Source organism: Allofournierella massiliensis, from assembly GCF_964241245.1.
Lineage (GTDB): Bacteria > Bacillota > Clostridia > Oscillospirales > Ruminococcaceae > Allofournierella > Allofournierella massiliensis.
Genome location: NZ_CAXSWZ010000011.1, coordinates 63,149 through 85,220, shown reverse-complemented (window position 1 = coordinate 85,220; position 22,072 = coordinate 63,149). Strand labels below are relative to the sequence as shown.

Sequence of the window (22,072 nt, the reverse complement as noted above, 5' to 3'; positions counted from 1 at the left end):
AGAAAAAGAGTATAATGGCAAATAGTTATAAAAACAAACAATTCGCTTAACAAACAAATGGAAAGGGGCGAGGGGCTGTGAACAACCACATGGAGCTTGTGAACGGCCTGCGGGTGATCACCCGCTTTTACGATACCCAGCGCCGGGCGGTCTGCCGCCGGCTGGGTATCTCCCAGATGGAATTTGACATTCTGGTCTTTCTGCACAACAATCCGGGGCGGGACACCGCGCGGGATATTGTGGCCCTGCGCGGGCTGCCCAAGAGCAATGTGTCACAGGCAGTGGAGGTGCTGATGGGCAAGGGAATGCTGGCGCGCCGACAGGATGCCGAGGACCGGCGGCGGGTGCATCTGAGCCTGACCGAAGAAGCGGACCGGCTGATGCCCGAGCTGCTGGCGGCCCAGCAGACCTTCTGGGAGCAGGCCTTCCGGGATTTTTCCGCGGAAGATGCCGCCTGCTTTGCCGCCCTGTACGGGCGGATTGTAAACAATCTGGCAGGGAAGGGAGAAAACCGCAATGAATGACAACAAAAGCCAGCTGGGCACCCAGCCGGTGGGCCGGCTGCTGGTAAAGATGACCGCCCCGGCGGTGGTGGCGCAGCTGATCAACATGCTGTACAATCTGGTGGATCGCATCTACATCGGCCACATTCCCGGCGAGGGAGCCTATGCTCTCACCGGCATGGGCGTGTGCATGCCGGTGATTATGATCGTTTCCGCCTTCGCCATGCTGGCGGGCGCGGGCGGCGCGCCCCGGGCGTCCATCGCCATGGGCCGGGGTGACAACGAGGCTGCCGAGCAGGCGCTGGGCAACTGCTTCTGCCTGTTGCTGATCGTGTCCGCGGTACTCACCGGGGTGCTGCTGGTGTTTAACCGGCCGATTCTGATGGCCTTCGGTGCCACCGAAAACACCATCGGCTATGCCACCGCCTACATGGACATCTACGCGCTGGGCACTGTGTTCGTGCAGCTGACACTGGGCATGAACTCCTTCATCATTGCCCAGGGCTTTTCCAAAACGGGTATGCTGTCGGTGCTGATCGGCGCGGTGTGCAACATCGTGCTGGACCCCATTTTCATCTTCGGTTTTTCCATGGGTGTGCAGGGCGCTGCGCTGGCCACCGTGCTGAGCCAGGCGGTCTCCTGCGTATGGGTGGTGAGCTTTTTGATGGGCAAACGTACCATCTGGAAGATCCGCCCCCGGAACATGATTCTGCGCCCGGCGGTGATTCTGCCCTGTGTGGCGCTGGGCCTGGCCACCTTTATCATGCAGGCCAGCGAGAGCGTGATCTCGGTTTGCTTCAATACCTCGCTGCGGGCTTACGGCGGCGATCTGGCGGTGGGTGCCATGACCATTCTCACCAGCCTGATGCAGTTTGCGCTGCTGCCGCTGCAGGGCCTTGGTCAGGGCGCACAGCCCATTGTGAGTTTCAACTACGGCGCGGGCAATGCGGACCGGGTGAAGAAAACCTATTTTCTGCTGCTGCGCTCCAGCCTGACCTATTCTGTGCTGCTGTGGGCCGCGCTGATGCTGTTCCCCCATACGTTTGCCGGAATCTTCACCTCGGATCAGCAGCTCATCGCCTTTGCGGCGCCGGCCATCCGCTGCTACTGCGCGGTGCTGCTGGTGTTCGGCGCGCAGATTGCCTGCCAGATGACCTTCACCTCTCTGGGTTACGCCAAGGCCTCCATTGCGGTGGCGGTGACCCGCAAGTTCGTTCTGCTGATTCCATTGATTTATCTGATGCCTGTGCTCTTCCCGGCGGACAAGACCATGGCGGTCTATATGGCCGAGCCGGTGGCGGACGTGCTGGCCGTAACCTTCACGGTGATTCTGTTCAGCATCCAGTTCCGCAAGGCACTGCGGCAGATTAACGAGCCGAAAAAACAGGCATAACAGTGTTCGGGCGGCCCCGCAAAGGGGCCCCCCGATTTTTTGCCGGGAAGAATTTGTCGATCGGGTTGACAAGCAGGGCGAACTGTGATAAAATCAGACGATTTAAAATGACCCGACGGCAAGGAGGCGGATCCATGAACAAGATGATTTGCAAGCAGTCTGTTTTTGTTCTGGCTTCGGTATTCTTCTTGCTGGTGCAAGGGGTCTTTGTTTGACTTTTCCTTTTTTGGGAAGAGTCATTTTTTTTAGTCTTTTTTCGCTGAGAGGAGGCGCTCTGATGCTGATCAAAAATGCAAAATTATCCGATGGCACCCAGGTGGACGTGTTGATTCGGGACGGGAAGATCGCGGGCCTGATGCAGAATATGCCCGCCCATGGCGAAGAGGTGATCGATGCCGCGGGCCGCACCCTGATGCCCGGTTTTATCGACCTGCATTGCCACTGGCGCACCCCGGGATTTGAATATAAAGAGGATATCGCCACCGGCAGCGCGGCCGCGGCTGCGGGCGGTTACACCTTTGTGAACCTGATGCCCAACACCAGGCCCGTGTGCTCCAGCGCCGCTCAGGCCCATGCCGTGATGGACGAGGCCGAGCGCCTTGGCATCTGCGGGGCAAACCAGACGGTGTCCATCACCGAAAACTTCGATGGCCAGACCCTGGATCACCTGAAGAGCCTGCCTGAGGATCTGCGCTTCATCACCGAGGACGGCAAGGGCGTGCAGAACAATGAGGTGATGGCCAAGGCCTTCGCCATCTGCGCCCAGCGGGATCTGGTGCTCATGAGCCACGCCGAGGATATGCAGATCTCCAAATGGGATTACCGTCTGGCCGAGAACATCGAGACCGTGCGCAACCTGCACCTGAGCGAGTACTACGGTACCCGGCTGCATATGTGCCATGTGAGCACCAAGGAAGCCGTGGCCGCCATCGGCGACGCGAAGCGCCGGGGCGTGCCGGTCACCTGTGAGGTGACTCCCCACCACCTGTGGTTTGCGGATACCGACTACCGGGTGAATCCGCCCATCCGCCAGGCGGAGGACGTGGAGGCTCTGGTGGAGGCCATCCGCACCGGCGTGGTGGACGCCATCGCCACCGACCACGCTCCCCACTCTGCCGAGGACAAGGCAAACGGCGCGGCGGGCATGATCGGGCTGGAGACCGCCTTCGGTGTGTGCTACACCAAACTGTGCCGGGAACAGGGCCTGGACCTGTACTACCTGGAGGCGCTGATGAGCCGCTTCCCGGCGGCAATCCTGGGCCTTGCAGGCAAGGGTGCCATTCAGGTGGGCATGGATGCCGACCTGACCCTGGTGGAGCTGGACACCCCCTATGTGGTGGATGCCTCCGCCATGCACTCCAGGAGCCACAACACCCCCTTCGACGGAGTGACGCTCTATGGCCGGGTGGATCTGACCATCCGGGGCGGCCGCGTAACCTACCGGCGCTGAATCTGGCGAAAACCGCCGCCATCCTTTATAATAGAGGAAGAGAATCCTCGCACTTGAACACCAAACAAAAACCGGCTTTTGCCGGACCAAAGATGAAGAAGATGAAAAGGAGAGGTTCACAATGACCAACATGGACAAACTGTACGAAGCTGTTGCTGCCCGCGGCCCGGTGTGCGTGGGACTGGACACCGATTTTTCCTATCTGCCGGAGGGCTTTGCCAAGGCTGAGCTCACTGCCGGTGAGAACATCGTGCGCTTCAACCAGGCCATTGTGGACGCCACCAAGTCTGTGGCAGGCTGCTTCAAGGTGCAGATTGCTTACTACGAGAGCCTGGGTCTGGACGGCCTGAACGCCTACAAGAAGACCCTGGACTACGTGAAGGCCACCGGCGTGCCGGTGATCGCCGACATCAAGCGCGGCGACATCGCCAAGACCGCCGAGATGTACGCCAAGGCTCATTTCGCAGGTGACTTCGAGGCCGACTTCATCACTCTGGCCCCTTATATGGGTCTGGATTCCATCAAGCCCTATATGCCGTTTGTGGAAGAGAAGGGCAAGGGCGTGTTCGTGCTGGTGCGCACCTCCAACCCCGGCGCCAAGGACTTCGAGTACGAGAAGCTGGCCGACGGCCGCCACGTGTACGACATGGTGGGCGACAAGCTGAATGAGATGGGCAAGAGCTGCATGGGCGAGCACGGCTACTCCAGCCTGGGCCTGGTCATCGGCGGCACCCACATCGAAGAAGCAGCCGAGATCCGCGCCCGCTATAAGGACAGCTTCTTCCTGATCCCCGGCTACGGCGCCCAGGGCGGCACCGCCGAGGACATCGCCCAGTACCTGAGCGCAGGCAACGGCGGCGTGGTGAACTCCAGCCGTGGTATCCTGCTGGCTTACAAGAAGCAGCCCGGCGTGGAATTCGCCCAGGCTGCCTACAACGAGTGCGTGAACATGAAGGAGGCCATCAAGAATGCCTGCGATCGCCTGTGATGTAAAGGTTCTGGATCACCAGCGCCTGACCGATACCATCCGCCTGATGACCGTGAGCTGGCCTCAGCGGGACAAGGCCCCCAAGGCCGGCCAGTTTTTCATGCTGCGCTGCTGGCCCGCGGATGTGGCCCCGGTGCTCAGCCGCCCCATCAGCGTGCATTCCTACGACCCCGAGCTGGCCGTGGTGGAATTTCTGTATGAGGTACGGGGCAAGGGCACCGAAAAGCTGGCTGCCCTCGTTCCCGGCGATACCCTGAGCCTGGTTGGCCCCTCCGGCAACGGCTTCAATGTGGCCGAGGCTGCGGGCAAGCGGGTCGCTCTAGTGGGCGGCGGCATCGGCACCGCCCCCCTGTATCAGCTGGCGAAGGAGCTGTGCGAAGCGGGCACCAAGGCCGACTACTTCTGCGGCTTCCGGGATGAGCCCTACGGCATGGACCGCTTCACCAAGGTGTGCGGCAAGGTCCAGCTGGCCACCGACAGCGGCCGCTTCGGTTTCCACGGCTTTGTGACCCAGCTGCTCAAGCCCGAAGAGTACGATCTGGTGTTCTGCTGCGGCCCCGAACCCATGATGCGGGCGGTGGCAAAGCTCTGCGACGCTGCGGGCACCCGCTGCATCGTGAGCCTGGAGCGCAAGATGGCCTGCGGCATCGGCGCCTGCCTGGGCTGCACCTGCCACACCGAGACCGGCGGCAGATGCGTGTGCAAGGAAGGCCCTGTATTTGACTCCAAGGAGGTGTTCGGCGCATGAGCGTATCCCTGAAGGTAAACCTGCTGGGCAAGGAAATGGCCGGCCCGGTGGTGGGTGCGTCCGGCACCTTCGGCTTCGGCGAGGAATACGCCGGTATGGTGGATTTGAAAAAACTGGGCGGCATCAGCGGCAAGGGCATCACCCTGATCCCCAAGGCGGGCAACCAGGGCGAGCGCCTGCTGGAGACCCCCAGCGGCCTGATCAACTCCATCGGCCTGCAGAACCCCGGCGTGCAGCACTTCATCGACCATGAGCTGCCGGTGATGGAAACTCTGGGCACCACCATCTGGGCCAACCTGGGCGGTGGCTGCATCGAGGACTACGAGAAGGGCGCCGAGCTCTTGAACCCCACCAGCGTGGATTTTGTGGAGCTGAACATCAGCTGCCCCAACGTGAAGCAGGGCGGCATCGCCTACGGCATCAAGGCCGACAGCGCCAAAGAGGTGGTCAGCCGTGTGCGTGCGGTCTGCAAAAAGCCCCTGATCGTGAAACTGAGCCCTCAGGCCGAGGACATCTGCCAGATGGCCGCTGCCTGCGTGGAGGCCGGCGCGGACGCGCTGAGCCTGGTGAACACCTTCCAGGCCTGCGCCATTGATCTGGAAAAGCGCCGCCCGGTATTCAACAATATCTTTGCGGGCCTGTCCGGCCCGGCCATCAAGCCCATCGCCCTGCGCATGGTCTATCAGGTCTGCGGCGTGGTGAACGTGCCGGTGATCGGCCTGGGCGGCATCCTGACCGGCGCCGACGCGCTGGAGTTCATCATGGCGGGCGCCACCGCCGTGCAGGTGGGCACCGCGAACTTCATGAATCCCCGCGCCTGCGAGACCATCACCGACGAGATCGCCGCATGGATGGAAGCACATGGAGTAGAGACTCTGGACGAGATCCGCGGCTGCGCCCGGGTATAAAATTGGCGGCTTTTGCGTTCATCGCACCCTTGCGTATCCAGATACGCAGCGGGCGCTGCTTCGCGCAAAATCCATCCAATTTCTGACCGGCGGCTTTTGCGTTCATCGCCCCCTTGTGTATCCAGATACACGGCGGGCGCTGCTTCGCGCAAAATCCATCCAATTTCTGGCCGGCGGCTTTTGCGTTATCACCCCTTGCGTATCCGGATACGCGGCGGGGAGTTTGCGTAAAATAAAGTCGATTTATAACTGATGGTATAAAAACTGCCAAAGACAGATCCGTTATCAATTGTTTTCAGATAGAGTAGAGGAGAGGTTATCATGAACAACACCATCGAGATTTTGAAAGAGTGCGAGGCCTTTCTGGAAGGCCACTTCCTGCTGAGCAGCGGCCGCCATTCCAGCGCTTACTGCCAGATGGCTTTCCTGCAGCAGTACCCCGACCAGTGCGCCAAGGTGATGGCGAATGTGGCCGAGAAGCTGAAGGATCTGGACGTGGATGTGATCGTCGGCCCTGCCATGGGCGGCATCGTGTACGCCTACGAGCTGGGCCGCCAGCTGGGCAAGCGCGCCATCTTCACCGAGCGTGTGGACAATGTGATGACCCTGAAGCGCTTCGCCATCAAGCCCGGCGAGAAGTGCATCATCGCTGAGGACGTGGTAACCACCGGTATCTCCAGCCTGGAGACCAAGCGTGTGATCGAAGAGGCCGGCGGCGAGTGCCTGGGCATCGTCTGCGTGGTGGACCGCACCAAGGCCGACGCTCCCTCTCCCATTCCCATCCTGGCCAGCGCTGCCAAGCTGGACCTGCCCAACTACCTGCCCGAGGAGTGCCCCATCTGCAAGGAGGGCAAACTGCCTCTGGTGCACCTGGGCAGCCGCAAGATGAAGGAGCAGGCAAAGCAGACCCTGTGATCATTTTTCTGAGCCCGACCGGGCATTTTTCGCCCGGCCGGGCCGGCCTTTGCCCGGCAACAGAGCAAAGGCCGCAGTTTTGAAACAACGCTGAAAGCGAGGGATTAGAGCCTTGAAAACTTTTTTGGTTTTGGCCAACGGAACCGTGCTGGAAGGCCAGCAGTTCGGCGCCACCGGCACCCGCGTGGGTGAAGTGGTGTTCAACACCGGTATGGTGGGCTACGAAGAGACCCTGACCGACCCCAGCTATTACGGTCAGATCATCACCCAGAGCTATCCTCTGGTGGGCAACTACGGCATCAACGGCGAGGACGCCGAGTCCGGCCGCATCTGGGCCTTTGGTTATATTGTGCGGGAGCTGTGCGACGCGCCCAGCAATTTCCGCTGCAAAAAAACTCTGGATCAGTACCTGAAGGAGCAGAACATCATCGGTCTGGCGGGCATCGACACCCGCAGCCTGGTGCGCCTGCTGCGGGAGAGCGGCGTTATGAACGGCGCGCTCACCACCGAGTACGCCACCGCTGAGGAAGCTCTGGCGGACGAGGCCCTGATGAAGGCCATCCGGGAGTACAACGTGACCGAGGCCGTGGCCAACGTGACCCGCACCGAGACTACCGTGCTCAACGAGGGTGGCAAGTATCATGTGGCCCTGTTCGACTTCGGCTGCAAGAACAACATCCAGCGCAGCCTGGTCAAGCGGGACTGCAAGGTGAGCGTTGTGCCCGCCACCACCACCGCCAGCCAGCTGAAGGAGATGGGTCTGGACGGCATCATGCTCTCCAACGGCCCCGGCGACCCGGCGGAAAACGTGGAGATCATCGAGAACCTGAAAGAGATTGCCAAAATGGGCCTGCCCATCTTCGGCATCTGCCTGGGCCACCAGCTGATGGCGCTGGCGCAGGGCGCCAAGACCGAAAAGCTGAAGTACGGTCACCGCGGCGTGAACCAGCCGGTCACCGACCTGGCCCACGGCCGCACCTACATCACCAGCCAGAACCACGGCTACGCCGTGGTGGGCGACAGCCTGGACAAAGCTCTGGGCGAGGTGAGCCATGTGAACGCCAATGACGGCACCGTGGAAGGCATCCGCTACAACAACATGGATTGCTTCACCGTGCAGTTCCACCCGGAAGCCTGCGGCGGCCCCAAGGATACCGACTACCTGTTTGATGAATTTGTGGACATGATGAAGGGAGGCTGCTGAGCCATGCCAAAGGATACGAGCATTAAAAAAGTTCTGGTGATCGGCTCCGGCCCCATCATCATCGGCCAGGCGGCCGAGTTCGACTACTCCGGCACCCAGGCCTGCCGCGCGCTGAAGGCGGAAGGCATTGAGGTGGTGCTGGTGAACTCCAACCCCGCCACCATCATGACCGACCCCAACATCGCTGACCGGGTGTATGTGGAGCCCATGACCCCCGAGGTCATCAAGCGCATCATCCAGAAGGAAAAGCCGGACTCCATTCTGCCCAACCTGGGCGGCCAGACCGGCCTGAACATGGCCATGACTCTGGCCCGGGAAGGCTTCCTGGAGGCCGAGGGCGTGCGCCTGCTGGGCTGCAAGCCCGAGACCATCGACCGGGCCGAGGACCGGCAGCTGTTCAAGGACACCATGGAGAAGCTGGGCGAGCCCTGCATCCCCAGCAAGGTGGTGGAAAACCTGGACGACGCGCTGGCCTTCGCCAAAGAGATCGACTACCCCGTGATCGTGCGCCCCGCCTTCACCATGGGCGGCACCGGCGGCGGTATCTGTGAGGACGAGGCCCAGCTGCGCGAGATCGGCACCAACGGTCTGCGTCTGTCTCCCATCCATCAGGTGCTGATTGAAAAGTGCATCGCCGGCTGGAAAGAGATCGAGTACGAAGTGATGCGCGACGGCAAGGGCAACGTGATCACCGTATGTAACATGGAGAACTTCGACCCGGTGGGCGTGCACACCGGTGACTCCATCGTTGTGGCCCCCAGCCAGACCTTGTCCGATAAGGAATACCAGATGCTGCGCTCCTCCGCGCTGCGCATCATCACCGAGCTGGGCATCGAGGGCGGCTGCAACTGCCAGTTCGCCCTGAAGCCGGACAGCTTTGAGTATGCGGTCATCGAGGTAAACCCCCGCGTGAGCCGCTCCTCCGCGCTGGCCTCCAAGGCTACCGGTTACCCCATCGCCAAGGTGGCCACCAAGATCGCCATCGGCTACAGCCTGGACGAGATTACCAACGACATCACCGGCCAGACCTGCGCCTGCTTCGAGCCTGCGCTGGACTACTGCGTGGTCAAGTTCCCCAAGTGGCCCTTCGACAAGTTCGTTTACGCCAAGAAGGATCTGGGTACCCAGATGATGGCCACCGGTGAGGTAATGGCCATCGGCCAGAGCTTCGAGGAAGCCCTGATGAAGGCGGTTCGCTCCATCGAGCTGGGTCTGGACACCATGGATCTGCCCCATCTGGCCGAGTGCACCGACGAGGAGATTCATCAGAAGCTGCATGTGTGCGATTCCGACCGCAGCTTTGTGGTGTTCGAGGCCATCAAGCGCGGCTTCAGCTTTGAAGAAATTTACGCCGCCACCAAGATCGACTACTGGTTCCTGTCCAAGCTCGCCAAGCTGGCCGACACTGAGAAGCGTCTGGCTGCCGGTGAGATGAGCATGGAGCTGTACAAGCTGGCCAAGCGCCAGGGCTTCACCGACAAGGCCATCAAGCGCATCAGCGGCTGCACCGAGCTGCCCGCCCGCCTGCGCGCCGGCTTCAAGATGGTAGATACCTGCGCCGCCGAGTTCGCCGCCCGCACGCCTTACTTCTACTCCAGCTTTGACGAGGAGAACGAGGCCGCCCAGTTTATCGCCGACCATCCCACCGACAAAAAGAAGGTGCTGGTATTCGGTTCCGGCCCCATCCGCATCGGTCAGGGCATCGAGTTCGACTACTGCAGCGTGCACTGCGTGTGGACCCTGAAAAAATACGGCTACGAGGCTGTGATCGCCAACAACAACCCCGAGACGGTTTCCACCGACTTCGACACCGGCGACCGGCTGTACTTTGACCCGCTGGATCCCGAGAGTGTGGAGAACATTCTGGAGACCGAGAAGCCCTGGGCCTGCGTGGTACAGTTCGGCGGCCAGACCGCCATCAAGCTCACCAAGCACCTGACCGAGCTGGGCGTGAAGCTGCTGGGTACCCCGGCGGACGCCATCGACGAGGCCGAGGACCGTGAGCGCTTCGACGAGCTGCTGGAGCGCTGCGGCATTCCCCGCCCGAAGGGACACACCGTGTTCACCACCGAACAGGCGCTGGCCGCCGGCAGCGAGCTGGGCTACCCGGTTCTGCTGCGTCCCAGCTATGTGCTGGGCGGCCAGAACATGATCATCGCCTACGGCCCCGACGATGTGACCGAGTACATGGCCATCATCGCCGAGCACACCGATATGGAGAACCCGGTTCTGGTGGACAAGTACCTGATGGGTACCGAATGTGAAGTGGATGCCATCTGTGACGGCGAGGATTACCTGATTCCCGGTATGATGGAGCATGTGGAGCGTGCCGGCATCCATTCCGGCGACTCCATCAGCGTCTACCCGCCCCGCACCCTGTCTGCCCGTATCAAGCAGATGCTGGTGGAATACACCGGCCGTCTGGCCCGCGAGCTGAAGGTTGTGGGTCTGGTGAACATCCAGTATGTGGTGTACAACAATCAGGTTTACGTCATCGAGGTGAACCCCCGTTCCAGCCGTACCGTGCCCTACATCAGCAAGGTGACCGGAGTTCCCATGGTGGAACTGGCCGTGCGCTGCATGCTGGGTGAGAAGCTGAAGGATATGGGCTGGGGCACCGGCATCCGTCCCGATGCACCCTATGTGGCCGTTAAGGTTCCCGTGTTCAGCTTTGAGAAGCTGCACGGCGTGGACACCCAGCTGGGCCCCGAGATGAAGAGCACCGGCGAGGTGCTGGGCATCGCCCGCAACTTCAGCGACGCGCTGCTGAAGGGTCTGGTGGGCGCCGGCTACAAGTTCCAGAAGCCCCGCAGCGGCAGCTGCTGCCTGATCACCGTGAAGAACGCGGACAAGCTGGAGATTCTGGACACCGCCTGGCAGCTGAAGGACATGGGCTACAAGCTCTATGCCACCAGCGGCACCGCCAAGACCCTGAACAGCAACATGATTGCCTGCAACACCGTGCGCCGCATCAGCGACGAGCATCCCAACATTCTGGACCTGCTGGAAAGCGGTCTGGTGGACTATGTGATCTCCACCTCCGACCATGGCCGTGACCCGGATCTGGACAGCGTGAAGATGCGCCGCAAGGCTGTGGAGCTGAGCGTGCCCTGCCTGACCGCCATCGACACCGCCAAGGTGCTGGTGGAGACCCTGCGCAGTGGCGCCACACTGGACGATGTGGAGCTGATCGACATCTCCACCCTGTAAGGGAAAAATTCCGCTTTTTCAAACGCCGCCGGCTAAATGCCGGCGGCGTTTTCTTTATGCATTTTGCTGACAGAATCTGTTCGAACCGGTATAATAAAAGAAAACGAAAACCGGCTGCCCCAGCGGGGCATGTGCCGGAAGAGGAGGCGGGGTCCATGAAGCGAAACGCACCACATTCCGATGCCTGGAACGCGCAGGCACCGGAACGAGAGCCCTGGCAGGAGCCGGATCAGTTTTCCGGCGAAACCCCGGAGCGGGCAGGCGGGGGATCGGCAAGGCTGGTGCCCTTGGTCATCTGCGCCATCCTGCTGGCGGTTTTGCTGGTGGAGGGTGTTTTTATCTGGGGCAAAAGCGCCCAGATGCAGCGCAATAACGCGGTTTATGTGCCCAGCGCGGAGCAGTCTGTGTATCCGGCGGACGAGAGCTTTTCCTTCGGCCCGCTGCAGCGCGCCATGAAGGTGAGCGGTCAGGGCGAGGACATGGGCCGAATCACCGGTGCGGCACAGGATGAGAAAATCGTCCGGGTAGCGTTGAGCATGGGCGCTGTGAACGATACCGTGTGGGACTGCAGCGGAGCCTTTTATCTGCAGTGCGGCGGAACCTATTATCCCAATCTGGGGGGCTATCGGCTGGAGCAGGAGCATCCGGAATGGGCCATGCGGGCACTGGACGGCTATGAGCTGTGCGAGAGCGGCATGGAGGAAGGCTGGGTATATTTTCTGGTGCCGGAATCCGTGAGCGAGGGCACCTTCTGGATGCACTGGCTGGAAAAGGACGAGGACTACAACAACGAAAGCGTGCAGGCGGCAGGCGTGCCTGTGAGCTTTGCGCAGGAGGTGGCCGGCAATGATTGAGGATACCAGAAAGGGAATGGGTCTCTGGGTGCTGGCCGGACTCCTGGTGCTGGCGGTGCTGGGGGTAGGTGTATGGGGTGCGGTGCACCTGAGTGCGTTGAACATGGCCCCCGGCTGGTATGCATCCATGGAGGGTGTGGAAATCGAGCCGGTGCAGCCCGAGGGGGCAGAGGAGGGCTACAACTACTATCGCCTGCGCTTCGTGCTCACCAACAACAGCGATCAGGACATCTTTATTGCCGGGTGGAATCTGGGGGTAGCTCCGGCAAAAGGCGACCGTTATGCGGTGGATGTGTGGGAGCCCTGGGATGAAAATGTAACGATGGAAACCGAGCCCTGTGTGCCGGTGGGCTGCATCGGAGATGTGGAGCTGATTCTGGAGGTGGACCCGGAGGAAATGAAGGGCAAAACCGTTCAGATCACACTGGATCCCTACGGCGAAATGCCACTGAAACTGGGCGAAGTGGAGCTGCCCTGAATTGTGCGCGAAATCTTTTAGAAACGTTCATATATTCTTCATATCGGGAATGTATCCTAGAATAGTAGAATTGAACCGATACCACTTGAAAAAGGCGGAGTGAATATGAAAACGACAGGACCCAAAAATCCCAAAAAGGCACTGATTTATTACTATGTGGCCGCGGTGGTGATCCTGCTTTTGCTCAATGCGCTGGTGTTCCCCAACATCATGCGCGGATCGGTGACCGAGGTGAGCTACAATCGCTTCGTCACCGATCTGGAAGAGGGTAAGGTGAGCGTGGTGCAGGAGGATGCGTCCAATGGCACCATCACCTATCAGGCACTGGATGAAAACGGCAAGGAGCGGATCTATCAGACCGCGTGGGTCAATGACCCGGACCGCGTGGAACGGCTGCTGGAGGCTAAAAATCCCGAAGGCGGCGAGGTGGAGTACGGCGGCGTGATCCCCACCAAGACCTCGCCCATCATGAACCTGTTGTTCAGCGTGGTGCTGCCGGTGCTGTTCATGGTGCTGCTGGGCCAGCTGCTCATGCGCTTTATGATGAAGCGGATGGGTGGTTCCAACGCCATGAGCTTCGGCAAATCCAATGCGAAAGTGTATGTGGAGGCCCAGACCGGCAAGACCTTCGCGGACGTGGCCGGGCAGGACGAAGCCAAGGAAGCCCTGGCCGAGATCGTGGACTTTTTGCATAACCCCAGCAAGTACAACAGCATCGGCGCCACCCTGCCCAAGGGTGCGCTGCTGGTGGGCCCTCCGGGTACCGGTAAAACCCTGCTGGCCAAGGCGGTCGCCGGTGAGGCGGGCGTGCCCTTCTTCAGCATCGCCGGTTCCGAATTTGTGGAGATGTTCGTGGGCATGGGCGCAGCCCGTGTGCGTGACCTGTTCAAGCAGGCCGCGGAGAAGGCCCCCTGCATCGTGTTCATCGACGAGATCGATACCATTGGCAAGAGCCGTGACAATGCTGCCGGCATCAGCGGCGGCAACGACGAACGGGAGCAGACCCTGAACCAGCTGCTCACCGAGATGGACGGTTTTGACGGCAGCAAGGGTGTGATCATTCTGGCGGCCACCAACCGCCCGGAAACCCTGGACAAGGCCCTGCTGCGTCCCGGCCGGTTCGACCGGCGCATCCCGGTGGAGCTGCCGGATCTGGAAGGCCGTGCCGCCATTCTGAAGGTGCACGCCAAAAAGGTTATGGTGGACGAGAATGTGGACTTTATGGCCATTGCCCGTGCCACCAGCGGCGCGTCCGGCGCCGAGTTGGCCAACATGGTGAACGAGGCCGCGCTGCGGGCGGTAAAGCAGAATCGCCGCATCGTGAACCAGAGCGATCTGATGGAAGCGGTGGAGACGGTAATCGCCGGTTATCAGCGCAAGAACAAGGTGCTGAATCCCAAGGAAAAGCGAATTGTGGCCTACCACGAGATCGGCCATGCGCTGGTGGCTGCAAAGCAGACCAACAGCGCCCCGGTGGCCAAGATCACCATTGTACCCCGCACCTCCGGCGCACTGGGCTACACCCTGCAGGTGCCCGAGGAGGAGACCAACCTGCTCAGCCGGGAGGAGGCCTTCAACAAGATTGCCACCTTTACCGGCGGCCGTGCCGCCGAGGAGCTGATCTTCGGCAGCTATACCAGCGGTGCTTCCAACGACATTGAGCAGGCCACCCGTCTGGCCCGGAACATGGTGACCCGTCTGGGCATGAGCAAGGAGTTCGACATGATGGCGCTGGCCACCGTGAACAGCCAGTATCTGGGTGGCGATGTTTCGCTGGCCTGCAGCGAGGGCACTGCGGAGAAGATCGACCAGGAGGTGCTGGAGCTGATCAAATCTGCTCACGCCAAGGCCATGGAAATCCTGAAGGACAACGTGGACAAGCTGCACGAGCTGGCCGCTTTCCTGATGGAGCGGGAGACCATCACCGGCGAGGAATTCATGGAGATTCTGAACCGGCAGCCTGAACCCACAGCCCCGGCACAACAGCAGCTGCCCGGCTGAGAATACAAATAAGCATCCCCGGCACGGCGTTTTTCCACAAAACGCCGTGCCTTTTTGTGTGAGGCGGAACAAAAGCGTTGACAAGGCGGGCACATCTCTCTACAATTTGTTTGCAAGCAAACAAAAAACAGGGGGAATGGATCGTGCAGCAAAATCCTCAGAATCAGGACGTGAGCCTTCAGATCAAAAAGCTGGATAACCAGATTCTGCGGCGCATCCATTCGCTGTATGACCGGCGGCAGATGAAGGAGTGTACCTTGCAGAACATGTGGATCACCGATTTTCTGTTCCATCAGGAGCAGATGGGTGAGCCGGTGTTCCAGCGGGATGTGGAGGAGGAGTTTGCCATCAACCGGGCCACTGCCTCCAAAATGCTGGCGCTGATGGAGGAGAAGGGCCTGATCCGGCGGGTGAGTGACGCACAGGATGGCCGGCGCAAGGCGCTGCAGCTGGAGCCTGCGGGCCGTCAGCTGCAGCAGCGGTATTCCGCCATCCGGCAGGAGCTGGAACGACAACTGGTGAACGGCTTCTCCCCGGAGGAGCTGGAGCAGCTGCGCCGTTTTCTGGCCCGCATGCAGGCCAACCTGTAAGCGGGCGGCCCTGAAAGGGGCAGTTGCCCGCCAATTGTTTGCTACCAAACAAAAGAGGGAAGAGGGAAAGAAATGAAAAGTGATCAGGAACTGTTTCTGCGCACGCCGGTACGAAAAGCGGTGATGCGCATGGCCATCCCCACGGTGATTTCGTCGCTGGTGCTGGTGATTTACAATATGGCCGATACCTTTTTTGTGGGCCAGACCCACGATGCCTGCCAGGTGGCGGCGGTTTCGCTGACCAACGCGGTGTTTGTGATGTACATGGCGGTGGCCAATCTGATCGGCATTGGCGGCAGTGCGACCATCTCGATTTTGCTGGGGCAGAAGGAGGAAAAGCGGGTCAGGGCGGCTTCGGCCTTCTGCTTTTACAGTTCGCTGGCTGTGGGGCTACTGGCTACGGCAGCCATCCTGCTGGGCATGGAACCGCTTTTGCGCATTCTGGGAAGCACGCCGGACACCTGGGAATTTTCCCGGGATTACCTGTTTTATATTGCGGTGGGCGCACCCTTTATTCTGCTGGCCAATTCCTTCGGCCATGTGGTGCGGGGCGAGGGTGCGGCCAACGCCTCCATGCTGGGCGGCATGATCGGTACGGTGGTGAACATTGTGCTGGACCCCCATCTTCATTCTGACGCTGGACATGGGCACTGCCGGTGCAGCCATTGCCACGGTGCTGGGCAATGTGTTCGGTTGCGTATATTATATCTGGTATCTGACCCGTAAAAGTGCAATGCTCTCCATGAATCCCCGGTATCTGGCCGGCTGTGGCCGGATCGCCCGGCGGGTGGTGAGCATCGGAATTCCGGCGGGAATCAATTCAGCCCTGATGAGCATTTCCACCGTGTTGCTGAACAACGCGCTGGTGCCCTATGGCGACACAGCGGTGGCAGCCATGGGCATTGTAACCAAGGTATACATGTTCATCGTATTTGTTCACATGGGGATCACCAACGGCATTCAGCCGTTGCTGGGCTACTGCCACGGGGCCGGGGCAGCAAAGCGATTCCGGGACATTCTGTGGTTCAGCGGAGCACTCACGCTGGTGTGCGGCACACTGCTCAGCGGAATTTACATCGGATTTGCCCCCCAGGTGATCCGGGTGTTCATCGACGACGCCCAGGTGATCGAATACGGCGCCAACATGCTGGTTGCCACTTCGCTGGCCGGGCCGATTCTGGGACTGCTGTTTCTGACCATCAACAGCCTGCAGGCCATGGATCGGCCGATTCCGGCCACGCTGCTTTCGCTGTTCCGTCAGGGGCTGTTTTTCATTCCGCTGCTGTTTGTGCTGGGGCAGGTGTTTGGTCTGAAGGGCATTAATTTCACCCAGACCACTGCGGATTATCTGTCCATTGTCATTGCGCTGTTTCTGCTGGTGCGGGCGCTGCGGAGGCAGCATCCCGCGACCGATTCGGAACAGGGTTGAGGGCGAGCTATTCCGTTTCAAGCCCGGGCATGCTATAATAACCATGTATGCACAAAAAAGAAAACCCCCGCGGCCGGATGTGCGCAGCAGCGCACGGGACCGGGCGGGGCTATACGAAACGGAGAAAATAAAATATGTTATACAGCGAGCTGAAATGCAGCCCCGAAATTTTGCAGGCGGTGGAGCGGATGGGCTTCACCGAGATGACCGAGGTGCAGGAGAAGGCCATCCCGGTGATGATGGCAGGCAAGGACGTAATCGCCAAGGCCCCCACCGGTACCGGCAAAACCTGCGCCTTCGGCATTCCCATCATCGAGCGCATCAATCCCGAGAGCAACAAGCCCCAGGCGGTGATTCTGGCCCCCACCCGTGAGCTGGCCCAGCAGATTGCCGAGGAGCTCACCGAGCTGGCCCATTTCCTGCCCAAGGTACGCATCGTCTGCGTGTACGGCGGCGCCAACATCCAGCGTCAGGCCGAGAAGCTGAAGAAGGGCTGCCAGATCGTGGTGGCCACCCCCGGCCGCCTGATGGACCACATGCACCACAAGAACATCGACGTGAGCGGTGTGACCAGCATCGTGCTGGACGAGGCGGACGAGATGCTGAACATGGGCTTCTACAAGGACGTGCGCCGGATCATTGATTCCATGAAGGCACGCAAGAGCCTGTGCATGTTCAGCGCCACCATCAGCCGCGAGGTGATGGACATTGGCTGGCTCTACCAGCGGGATGCGGAGGAGATCAGCGTGCAGCCGGTGCTGGAAAGCCAGCCCAAGATCCACCAATATAAGTTGCTCACCAACGGCCGCAACAAGCTGGCGGATCTGGCCCAGATCATCATCTCCGGCGAGTACAAGCGGGTGATGGTATTCTGCAACACAAAGTTCACCACCGCCATCCTGACCAACCAGCTGGCCCGGCTGAACTTTGTGGTGGACTGCCTGCACGGCGACCTTTCCCAGAGCGACCGGAACAAGATCATGGCCAGCTTCCGGGAGGGCAACATCGCGGTGCTGGTGGCCACCGACGTGGCCGCCCGCGGCATCGACGTGGACGACGTGGATGCGGTGATCAACTACGATGTACCGGGCGCCAACGAGCACTACACCCACCGCATCGGCCGCACCGGCCGCGCCAAGCGGGAGGGCGTGTCCTACCTGCTGTATACTGCCGAGGAGCAGAAACGGGTGGACGAGCTGCTGCGGCTGACCCGCAACGAGGCCATTCCGGTGCACTGGAACGAGGACCACACCGCCCTGATCGAGGAAAAGGTGGAAAAGGTGGACAAGTTCCAGATCCGCAGCTACTTTTAAACAGTCCCGGGCGAAGTTTGTGGAAAACCTGCCTGCTTTTTGGAATCTGATAACAAGAAAAGCGCATCTCGTCAGGGATGCGCTTTTGTTTGTGTGGCAGAAATTACAGGCCCAGCTGCAGCAGCATTTTCTGCAGGCTCTCGCAGCAGGCAGCCAGCTGATCCTGCTCCTCGGGCAGCAGGGTCACTTCCAGCACCCGCTCACGGCCGTTCGCACCGATCACACAGGGCACACTCATGGCCACCTGCTCCAGATCGTATTCGCCCTGCAGCACGCAGCTTACCGGCAGTACGCAGCGCTCGTTCAGCACAATGGCACGAACCAGCCGGGCCACGCTCTGGGCAATGCCGCTGGAGGTGAAGCCCTTCAGCTTCAGCACCCGCAGGCCGGAGGCCTTGGTGTCCGCCAGAATTTTTTCCTTGTCCAGCGCGGCGCTCAGGCCGAAGGCCCGGGGCAGCTCATCCACCGGGATGCCGGCCACGTTTACCATGCTCCAGGGGATGAAGGCGCTTTCGCCATGCTCACCCAGCAGATAGCCGTGCACGTTCTTGGAGTCCACGTCGCACTGGGCGGCGATGAGCTGACGCATGCGGGCAGTGTCCAGCAGGGTGCCGGTGCCGAAGATCTTGTCGGCCGGGTAGTTGTATTTGGTCTGGGCGAAGTAGGTGACCAGATCCACCGGGTTGGTGACCACGATCAGGATGGCGCTGCGGGTGTAGCGGGTGATCTCGGCCATCACCGCGTCCATCACGGCAATGTTCTTCTCCGCCAGCACCCGGCGGTCGTTGTCGCCGGCCTGAATGCTGGGGCCGGCGGTCATCACGATGATGGAGGCATCCGCGCAGTCAGCGTAGCTGCCCACCCGGATGGTGGTGTTGGTGGAGTAGGCAAAGGATGTGGTGTGCAGAGCGTCCAGCACCTCGCCCAGAGCCTTGTCCTCGTTGGCATCGATCACCACGATCTCGCTGACCACACTCTGGGCCAGAATGGCGTTCAGAGTAGCGCTGCCCACCATGCCGGCGCCGATCAGCACCAGCTTGCCTTCTTTCATACGCATAAGGGGATTCCTCCTAACAATCTCATTGGGATGTGCCGTGGCGGCACAGAAAAAAGCCAGAGCACGCATCGGAAGGTTCCGGGCGACACTCTGGCTTTTATTATGAAACAGAAGGGGGGCTTTGTCAATCTGCATAAAACAGGAAAAAGATTTTTGGCAGACTGGCCAAAGTCCTGACCGGGGCAGAAATCCCCGGTTAACAGGATGGAAATTCAGAATCTTCGGAATCAGCCGTTTCGTCGGGCGCATTCAGGAAGGCGTTCATCCATTCCCCGGCTTCCTGCTGCCGGTCGCGCTCCACATACAGGTCGTATCCCAGCAGGGAGGTGCCCAGATAGGTGCTGGAGGCCTTGCCCAGTGTGCCGGATTCCTGGATATGACAGGGAATGCCGTTGTCCTCCAGAATTTCCGCCAGCATTCCGGCCAGCGCATAGTCCGGCAGGTTGGCCAGATGAACCGGATCCTGCAGAGTGTGATGGCCGGGCCGGTTCTTGAGGGAAAAGCTCCATTCCGCGCGGGGCATCGGCTCCAGAGAGCCTCCGCACCGGGGGCAGACCAGAGAGCCGTCCGGTGCGCTGCACCGGCAGTGAGAACACCAGAGCATACAGACACTTCCTTTCCAAGAGAAAACGCTTTTTCCTTATTATAGCATACGGCCGCGCACTGTGCCCGGAAAAGAAACGGCCCGCTCCCCTTGAGGGAACGGGCCGTTTGGCGTTTTATGTTTTTGCAGATTACATGCTCTCGGGTACGGTGACCTTGAACATGGTCAGCACGTTGGCAATCACCTGCTTGACCGCCAGGCACAGGGCCAGACGGGCCTGACGAGCAGCGGGCTCCGCGTCCTTGATGCGGCAGGCGTTGTAGAACTTGTGGAAGGAGCCGGCCAGATCGATCACATAGCGGGTGATACGGGCGGGCTCGTAGTTCTTGGCGCTGGTCACGATCTCGGCGGGGAAGGCGCTCACGGCACGGATCAGCTCCAGCTCGGCAGGCTCGGTGAACTGGTAACCGGCCCAGGCGGTGTGGCCTTCGTAGGAGATGCCCTCGCTGGCCAGCTTCTTCACGATGGAGCAGATGCGGGCGTGGGCATACTGCACATAGTATACCGGGTTGTCGCTGTCCTCCTTCACGGCCAGATCCAGGTCAAAGTCCATCTGGCTGCCGGCCTCACGCAGGTTGAAGAAGAAGCGGGCGGAATCGATGGGCACCTCGTCCAGCAGGTCGGTCAGGGTGATGGCCTTGCCGGTCCGCTTGCTCATGCGCACCTGCTGGCCGTCCTTCACCAGCTTGACCAGCTGCATCAGGATCACGTCCAGATCCTCGCCGTTCAGGCCCACAGCGTCCATGGCGCCCTTCATGCGGGCCACATGGCCGTGGTGGTCGGCGCCCCAGATGTCGATGGCCTTGTCGAAGCCGCGCACGGCCAGCTTGTTGTAGTGGTAGGCGATGTCCGCCGCGAAGTAGGTGGGAATGCCGTTGGCGCGCACCAGCACCTCGTCCTTGGCCTCGTCCTCATCCTTGCGCTTGTTGGCTGCGCCGTACTTCTCGCTGAACTGAGCGCTCTTGTACATGATGGCGCCGTCCTCGGCCTTGTAGCAGGCGCCGGTGGCCAGCAGCTTGTCGATCACGGCCTGCACCGCGCCGGAGTCGTGCAGGGTGCTCTCGCGGAACCACACATCGTAGGTGATGCGGTACTTTGCCAGATCCCGCTCCAGACCGGCGATGTTCTTGGGCAGGCCGTAGTTGATCAGGGCCTGCTTGCGGGTCTCCTCGTCGGCGTCCACATACTTGTCGCCCTCGATGGCGGCGAATTCGCTGGCCAGAACCTTGATGTCCTCGCCCTGATAGCCGTCCTCGGGGAAGGGCACGGCCTCCTCGCCCTTGAAGTGCTGCAGATAGCGGGCGGACAGGCTCTTGCCGAACTTCTGGATCTGGTTACCCGCGTCGTTCACATAGAACTCACGGGTCACGTCGTAGCCGGCCCAGTCCATCACAGCGGCCAGGCAGTCGCCCAGAGCGCCGCCGCGGGCGTTGCCCAGGTGCATGGGGCCGGTGGGGTTGGCGGAAACGAATTCCACGTTGATCTTCTTGCCCTCACCGAAATCGGTGCGGCCGTACTGCTCGTTCAGGGTTGCACCATAAACCACGCTGGAAAACCAGCCCGGAGCCAGGAACAGGTTGATGAAGCCGGGGCCGGCCACCTCAACTTTGGAGAAGATGCTGTTTTCCAGGCTGGGCAGATGGGCCAGAATGGCATCGGCAATCTGGCGGGGAGCCTTTTTGAACACCCGGGCGCCGGCCATGGCCAGGTTGCTGGCCACGTCGCCGTTCTTCACGTCGCCGGGGATCTCCACGATGAAGTCGGGCAGATCGGTCTGGGGCAGCTCACCGGCGGCCATGGCAGCCTGAGCGGCCTGGGTAAGCAGGGCGCGGGCCTCGTCCAGCGCAGCCTTGCGGGGGTTGTAGTTCTTGTAGGTTTCCTTCATCTCAGCGATCATGGATTCGTATTCCGTATTGGTCATAGTGATCGGTATTCCTTTCCTTTTAAACTTTGCAGGCGCGTGCCGCGCCGGGAACATCAAAGGGGAGTGCGCTCGGCTTTTTTCACGGTGATGGTTACCAGATTGCGGCTGAGGACCACATCCTGATCAGCATCCAGCGTGTAGCTGAACTTCACCTGGCCGCCCTCGTCGGAGAGCTGACTTTCAATCTCGTCAGCGGCCACGCCCAGCGTCATGGAGCCGTAGCCGGTTTCGTAGTGGCACAGATGGCGGGTGCCTTTTTCAATGATCAGCTGGCTGGCGGCGGGGCCGAAGCGCAGCATGGCAACCTTCCGGCCGTCCTCAGCCACCTTCACAGTGGTGGTGCAGCCGGCGTAACCGGTGGTTTCGCTTTCCTTGTAGGTGATGAAAAAGCTGCCGCCCCGGCGCACAAAGCTGCCGCGGGTCATCAGCTCCACCGAATCGGTCTCGCCGGCCTGCTCCATGCGGCCGTCAATTCGGATGAGAAAATCCTCGTTCATGGGATG

General features: G+C 60.6%; 20 protein-coding genes. 16 read left to right on the top strand and 4 right to left on the bottom strand.

All coding sequences use genetic code 11. From position 1 onward, the window contains the following. The first annotated feature begins 77 nt into the window (after nt 1-77). The 16 genes from ACESYO_RS07730 to ACESYO_RS07655 all read left to right on the top strand — a co-directional run bounded on the left by ACESYO_RS07730 (nt 78) and on the right by ACESYO_RS07655 (nt 17,984). Nucleotides 78-524 (top strand): MarR family winged helix-turn-helix transcriptional regulator, encoded by a 447-nt coding sequence (locus ACESYO_RS07730; RefSeq protein ID WP_082669527.1) that lies wholly within the window; start codon nt 78-80, stop codon nt 522-524. Next, nucleotides 517-1,896: an MATE family efflux transporter gene (locus ACESYO_RS07725; RefSeq protein WP_373209689.1), complete on the top strand. Its 1,380-nt coding sequence runs from the start codon at nt 517-519 to the stop codon at nt 1,894-1,896. The genes ACESYO_RS07730 and ACESYO_RS07725 overlap by 8 nt, the downstream gene beginning before the upstream one ends. A 277-nt stretch (nt 1,897-2,173) precedes the next feature. Continuing rightward, on the top strand, nt 2,174-3,346 hold the full coding sequence (locus ACESYO_RS07720) for a dihydroorotase (protein ID WP_373209690.1): 1,173 nt from the start codon (nt 2,174-2,176) through the stop codon (nt 3,344-3,346). A 121-nt stretch (nt 3,347-3,467) separates the two neighbouring features. Next, a complete protein-coding gene (gene pyrF, locus ACESYO_RS07715; protein WP_373209691.1) occupies nt 3,468-4,334 on the top strand; it encodes an orotidine-5'-phosphate decarboxylase in 867 nt (288 codons plus the stop codon). After that, complete coding sequence (locus ACESYO_RS07710; RefSeq protein WP_373209692.1) at nt 4,315-5,082, top strand: dihydroorotate dehydrogenase electron transfer subunit; 768 nt, start codon at nt 4,315-4,317, stop codon at nt 5,080-5,082. The genes pyrF and ACESYO_RS07710 overlap by 20 nt, the downstream gene beginning before the upstream one ends. Continuing rightward, nucleotides 5,079-5,990, top strand: coding sequence for a dihydroorotate dehydrogenase (locus tag ACESYO_RS07705; RefSeq protein ID WP_373209693.1), 912 nt, complete (start codon nt 5,079-5,081; stop codon nt 5,988-5,990). Before ACESYO_RS07710 ends, ACESYO_RS07705 begins: the two co-directional genes overlap by 4 nt. A gap of 321 nt (nt 5,991-6,311) precedes the next feature. Continuing rightward, nucleotides 6,312-6,905: an orotate phosphoribosyltransferase gene (pyrE, locus tag ACESYO_RS07700; protein ID WP_283129216.1), complete on the top strand. Its 594-nt coding sequence runs from the start codon at nt 6,312-6,314 to the stop codon at nt 6,903-6,905. Between the two features lie 112 nt (nt 6,906-7,017). Further along, entirely contained in the window at nt 7,018-8,109 is a 1,092-nt protein-coding gene (locus ACESYO_RS07695) for a carbamoyl phosphate synthase small subunit (RefSeq protein ID WP_317407966.1), read from the top strand. A 3-nt stretch (nt 8,110-8,112) separates the two neighbouring features. After that, complete coding sequence (gene carB / locus ACESYO_RS07690; protein WP_058963473.1) at nt 8,113-11,319, top strand: carbamoyl-phosphate synthase large subunit; 3,207 nt, start codon at nt 8,113-8,115, stop codon at nt 11,317-11,319. A gap of 155 nt (nt 11,320-11,474) precedes the next feature. Then, nucleotides 11,475-12,173 (top strand): hypothetical protein, encoded by a 699-nt coding sequence (locus ACESYO_RS07685; RefSeq protein ID WP_373209694.1) that lies wholly within the window; start codon nt 11,475-11,477, stop codon nt 12,171-12,173. Continuing rightward, nucleotides 12,166-12,651, top strand: coding sequence for a hypothetical protein (locus ACESYO_RS07680; RefSeq protein ID WP_373209695.1), 486 nt, complete (start codon nt 12,166-12,168; stop codon nt 12,649-12,651). The genes ACESYO_RS07685 and ACESYO_RS07680 overlap by 8 nt, the downstream gene beginning before the upstream one ends. Nucleotides 12,652-12,756: 105 nt before the next feature. Then, the gene (gene ftsH, locus ACESYO_RS07675; RefSeq protein ID WP_373209696.1) at nt 12,757-14,652 is read left to right on the top strand and encodes an ATP-dependent zinc metalloprotease FtsH; all 1,896 of its coding nucleotides are present in this window, start codon (nt 12,757-12,759) and stop codon (nt 14,650-14,652) included. Between the two features lie 143 nt (nt 14,653-14,795). Next, on the top strand, nt 14,796-15,242 hold the full coding sequence (locus tag ACESYO_RS07670) for a MarR family winged helix-turn-helix transcriptional regulator (RefSeq protein WP_058963477.1): 447 nt from the start codon (nt 14,796-14,798) through the stop codon (nt 15,240-15,242). Nucleotides 15,243-15,314: 72 nt separating this feature from the next. Then, a complete protein-coding gene (locus ACESYO_RS07665; RefSeq protein WP_197410499.1) occupies nt 15,315-15,968 on the top strand; it encodes an MATE family efflux transporter in 654 nt (217 codons plus the stop codon). Next, the gene (locus ACESYO_RS07660) at nt 15,850-16,671 is read left to right on the top strand and encodes an MATE family efflux transporter (RefSeq protein WP_373209697.1); all 822 of its coding nucleotides are present in this window, start codon (nt 15,850-15,852) and stop codon (nt 16,669-16,671) included. Before ACESYO_RS07665 ends, ACESYO_RS07660 begins: the two co-directional genes overlap by 119 nt. Nucleotides 16,672-16,805: 134 nt before the next feature. Then, nucleotides 16,806-17,984 (top strand): DEAD/DEAH box helicase, encoded by a 1,179-nt coding sequence (locus ACESYO_RS07655; protein ID WP_373209698.1) that lies wholly within the window; start codon nt 16,806-16,808, stop codon nt 17,982-17,984. 103 nt (nt 17,985-18,087) lie between these two features. Here the strand turns inward: ACESYO_RS07655 and ACESYO_RS07650 are convergent, their stop codons facing one another. The 4 genes from ACESYO_RS07650 to ACESYO_RS07635 form a co-directional block, all read right to left on the bottom strand. Beyond that, nucleotides 18,088-19,041: an L-lactate dehydrogenase gene (locus tag ACESYO_RS07650; protein ID WP_058963479.1), complete on the bottom strand. Its 954-nt coding sequence runs from the start codon at nt 19,039-19,041 to the stop codon at nt 18,088-18,090. 196 nt (nt 19,042-19,237) lie between these two features. Further along, on the bottom strand, nt 19,238-19,645 hold the full coding sequence (locus ACESYO_RS07645; RefSeq protein ID WP_283128411.1) for a hypothetical protein: 408 nt from the start codon (nt 19,643-19,645) through the stop codon (nt 19,238-19,240). Nucleotides 19,646-19,775: 130 nt separating this feature from the next. Further along, nucleotides 19,776-21,566: an arginine--tRNA ligase gene (gene argS, locus ACESYO_RS07640; protein WP_373209699.1), complete on the bottom strand. Its 1,791-nt coding sequence runs from the start codon at nt 21,564-21,566 to the stop codon at nt 19,776-19,778. A gap of 56 nt (nt 21,567-21,622) precedes the next feature. Beyond that, nucleotides 21,623-22,066, bottom strand: a complete 444-nt coding sequence (locus tag ACESYO_RS07635) for a DUF1934 domain-containing protein (RefSeq protein WP_058963481.1) — start codon at nt 22,064-22,066, stop codon at nt 21,623-21,625. Nucleotides 22,067-22,072 lie beyond the last annotated feature (6 nt).

Excerpts from the sequence above, each read along its gene's own strand:
- ACESYO_RS07725 (WP_373209689.1), top strand. The coding sequence starts at position 517 with ATGAATGACAACAAAAGCCAGCTGGGCACCCAGCCGGTGGGCCGGCTG.
- ACESYO_RS07720 (WP_373209690.1), top strand. The coding sequence starts at position 2,174 with ATGCTGATCAAAAATGCAAAATTATCCGATGGCACCCAGGTGGACGTG.
- pyrF (WP_373209691.1), top strand. The coding sequence starts at position 3,468 with ATGACCAACATGGACAAACTGTACGAAGCTGTTGCTGCCCGCGGCCCG.
- ACESYO_RS07710 (WP_373209692.1), top strand. The coding sequence starts at position 4,315 with ATGCCTGCGATCGCCTGTGATGTAAAGGTTCTGGATCACCAGCGCCTG.
- ACESYO_RS07705 (WP_373209693.1), top strand. The coding sequence starts at position 5,079 with ATGAGCGTATCCCTGAAGGTAAACCTGCTGGGCAAGGAAATGGCCGGC.
- pyrE (WP_283129216.1), top strand. The coding sequence starts at position 6,312 with ATGAACAACACCATCGAGATTTTGAAAGAGTGCGAGGCCTTTCTGGAA.
- carB (WP_058963473.1), top strand. The coding sequence starts at position 8,113 with ATGCCAAAGGATACGAGCATTAAAAAAGTTCTGGTGATCGGCTCCGGC.
- ACESYO_RS07685 (WP_373209694.1), top strand. The coding sequence starts at position 11,475 with ATGAAGCGAAACGCACCACATTCCGATGCCTGGAACGCGCAGGCACCG.
- ACESYO_RS07680 (WP_373209695.1), top strand. The coding sequence starts at position 12,166 with ATGATTGAGGATACCAGAAAGGGAATGGGTCTCTGGGTGCTGGCCGGA.
- ftsH (WP_373209696.1), top strand. The coding sequence starts at position 12,757 with ATGAAAACGACAGGACCCAAAAATCCCAAAAAGGCACTGATTTATTAC.
- ACESYO_RS07665 (WP_197410499.1), top strand. The coding sequence starts at position 15,315 with ATGAAAAGTGATCAGGAACTGTTTCTGCGCACGCCGGTACGAAAAGCG.
- ACESYO_RS07655 (WP_373209698.1), top strand. The coding sequence starts at position 16,806 with ATGTTATACAGCGAGCTGAAATGCAGCCCCGAAATTTTGCAGGCGGTG.
- ACESYO_RS07650 (WP_058963479.1), bottom strand. The coding sequence starts at position 19,041 with ATGCGTATGAAAGAAGGCAAGCTGGTGCTGATCGGCGCCGGCATGGTG.
- ACESYO_RS07645 (WP_283128411.1), bottom strand. The coding sequence starts at position 19,645 with ATGCTCTGGTGTTCTCACTGCCGGTGCAGCGCACCGGACGGCTCTCTG.
- argS (WP_373209699.1), bottom strand. The coding sequence starts at position 21,566 with ATGACCAATACGGAATACGAATCCATGATCGCTGAGATGAAGGAAACC.
- ACESYO_RS07635 (WP_058963481.1), bottom strand. The coding sequence starts at position 22,066 with ATGAACGAGGATTTTCTCATCCGAATTGACGGCCGCATGGAGCAGGCC.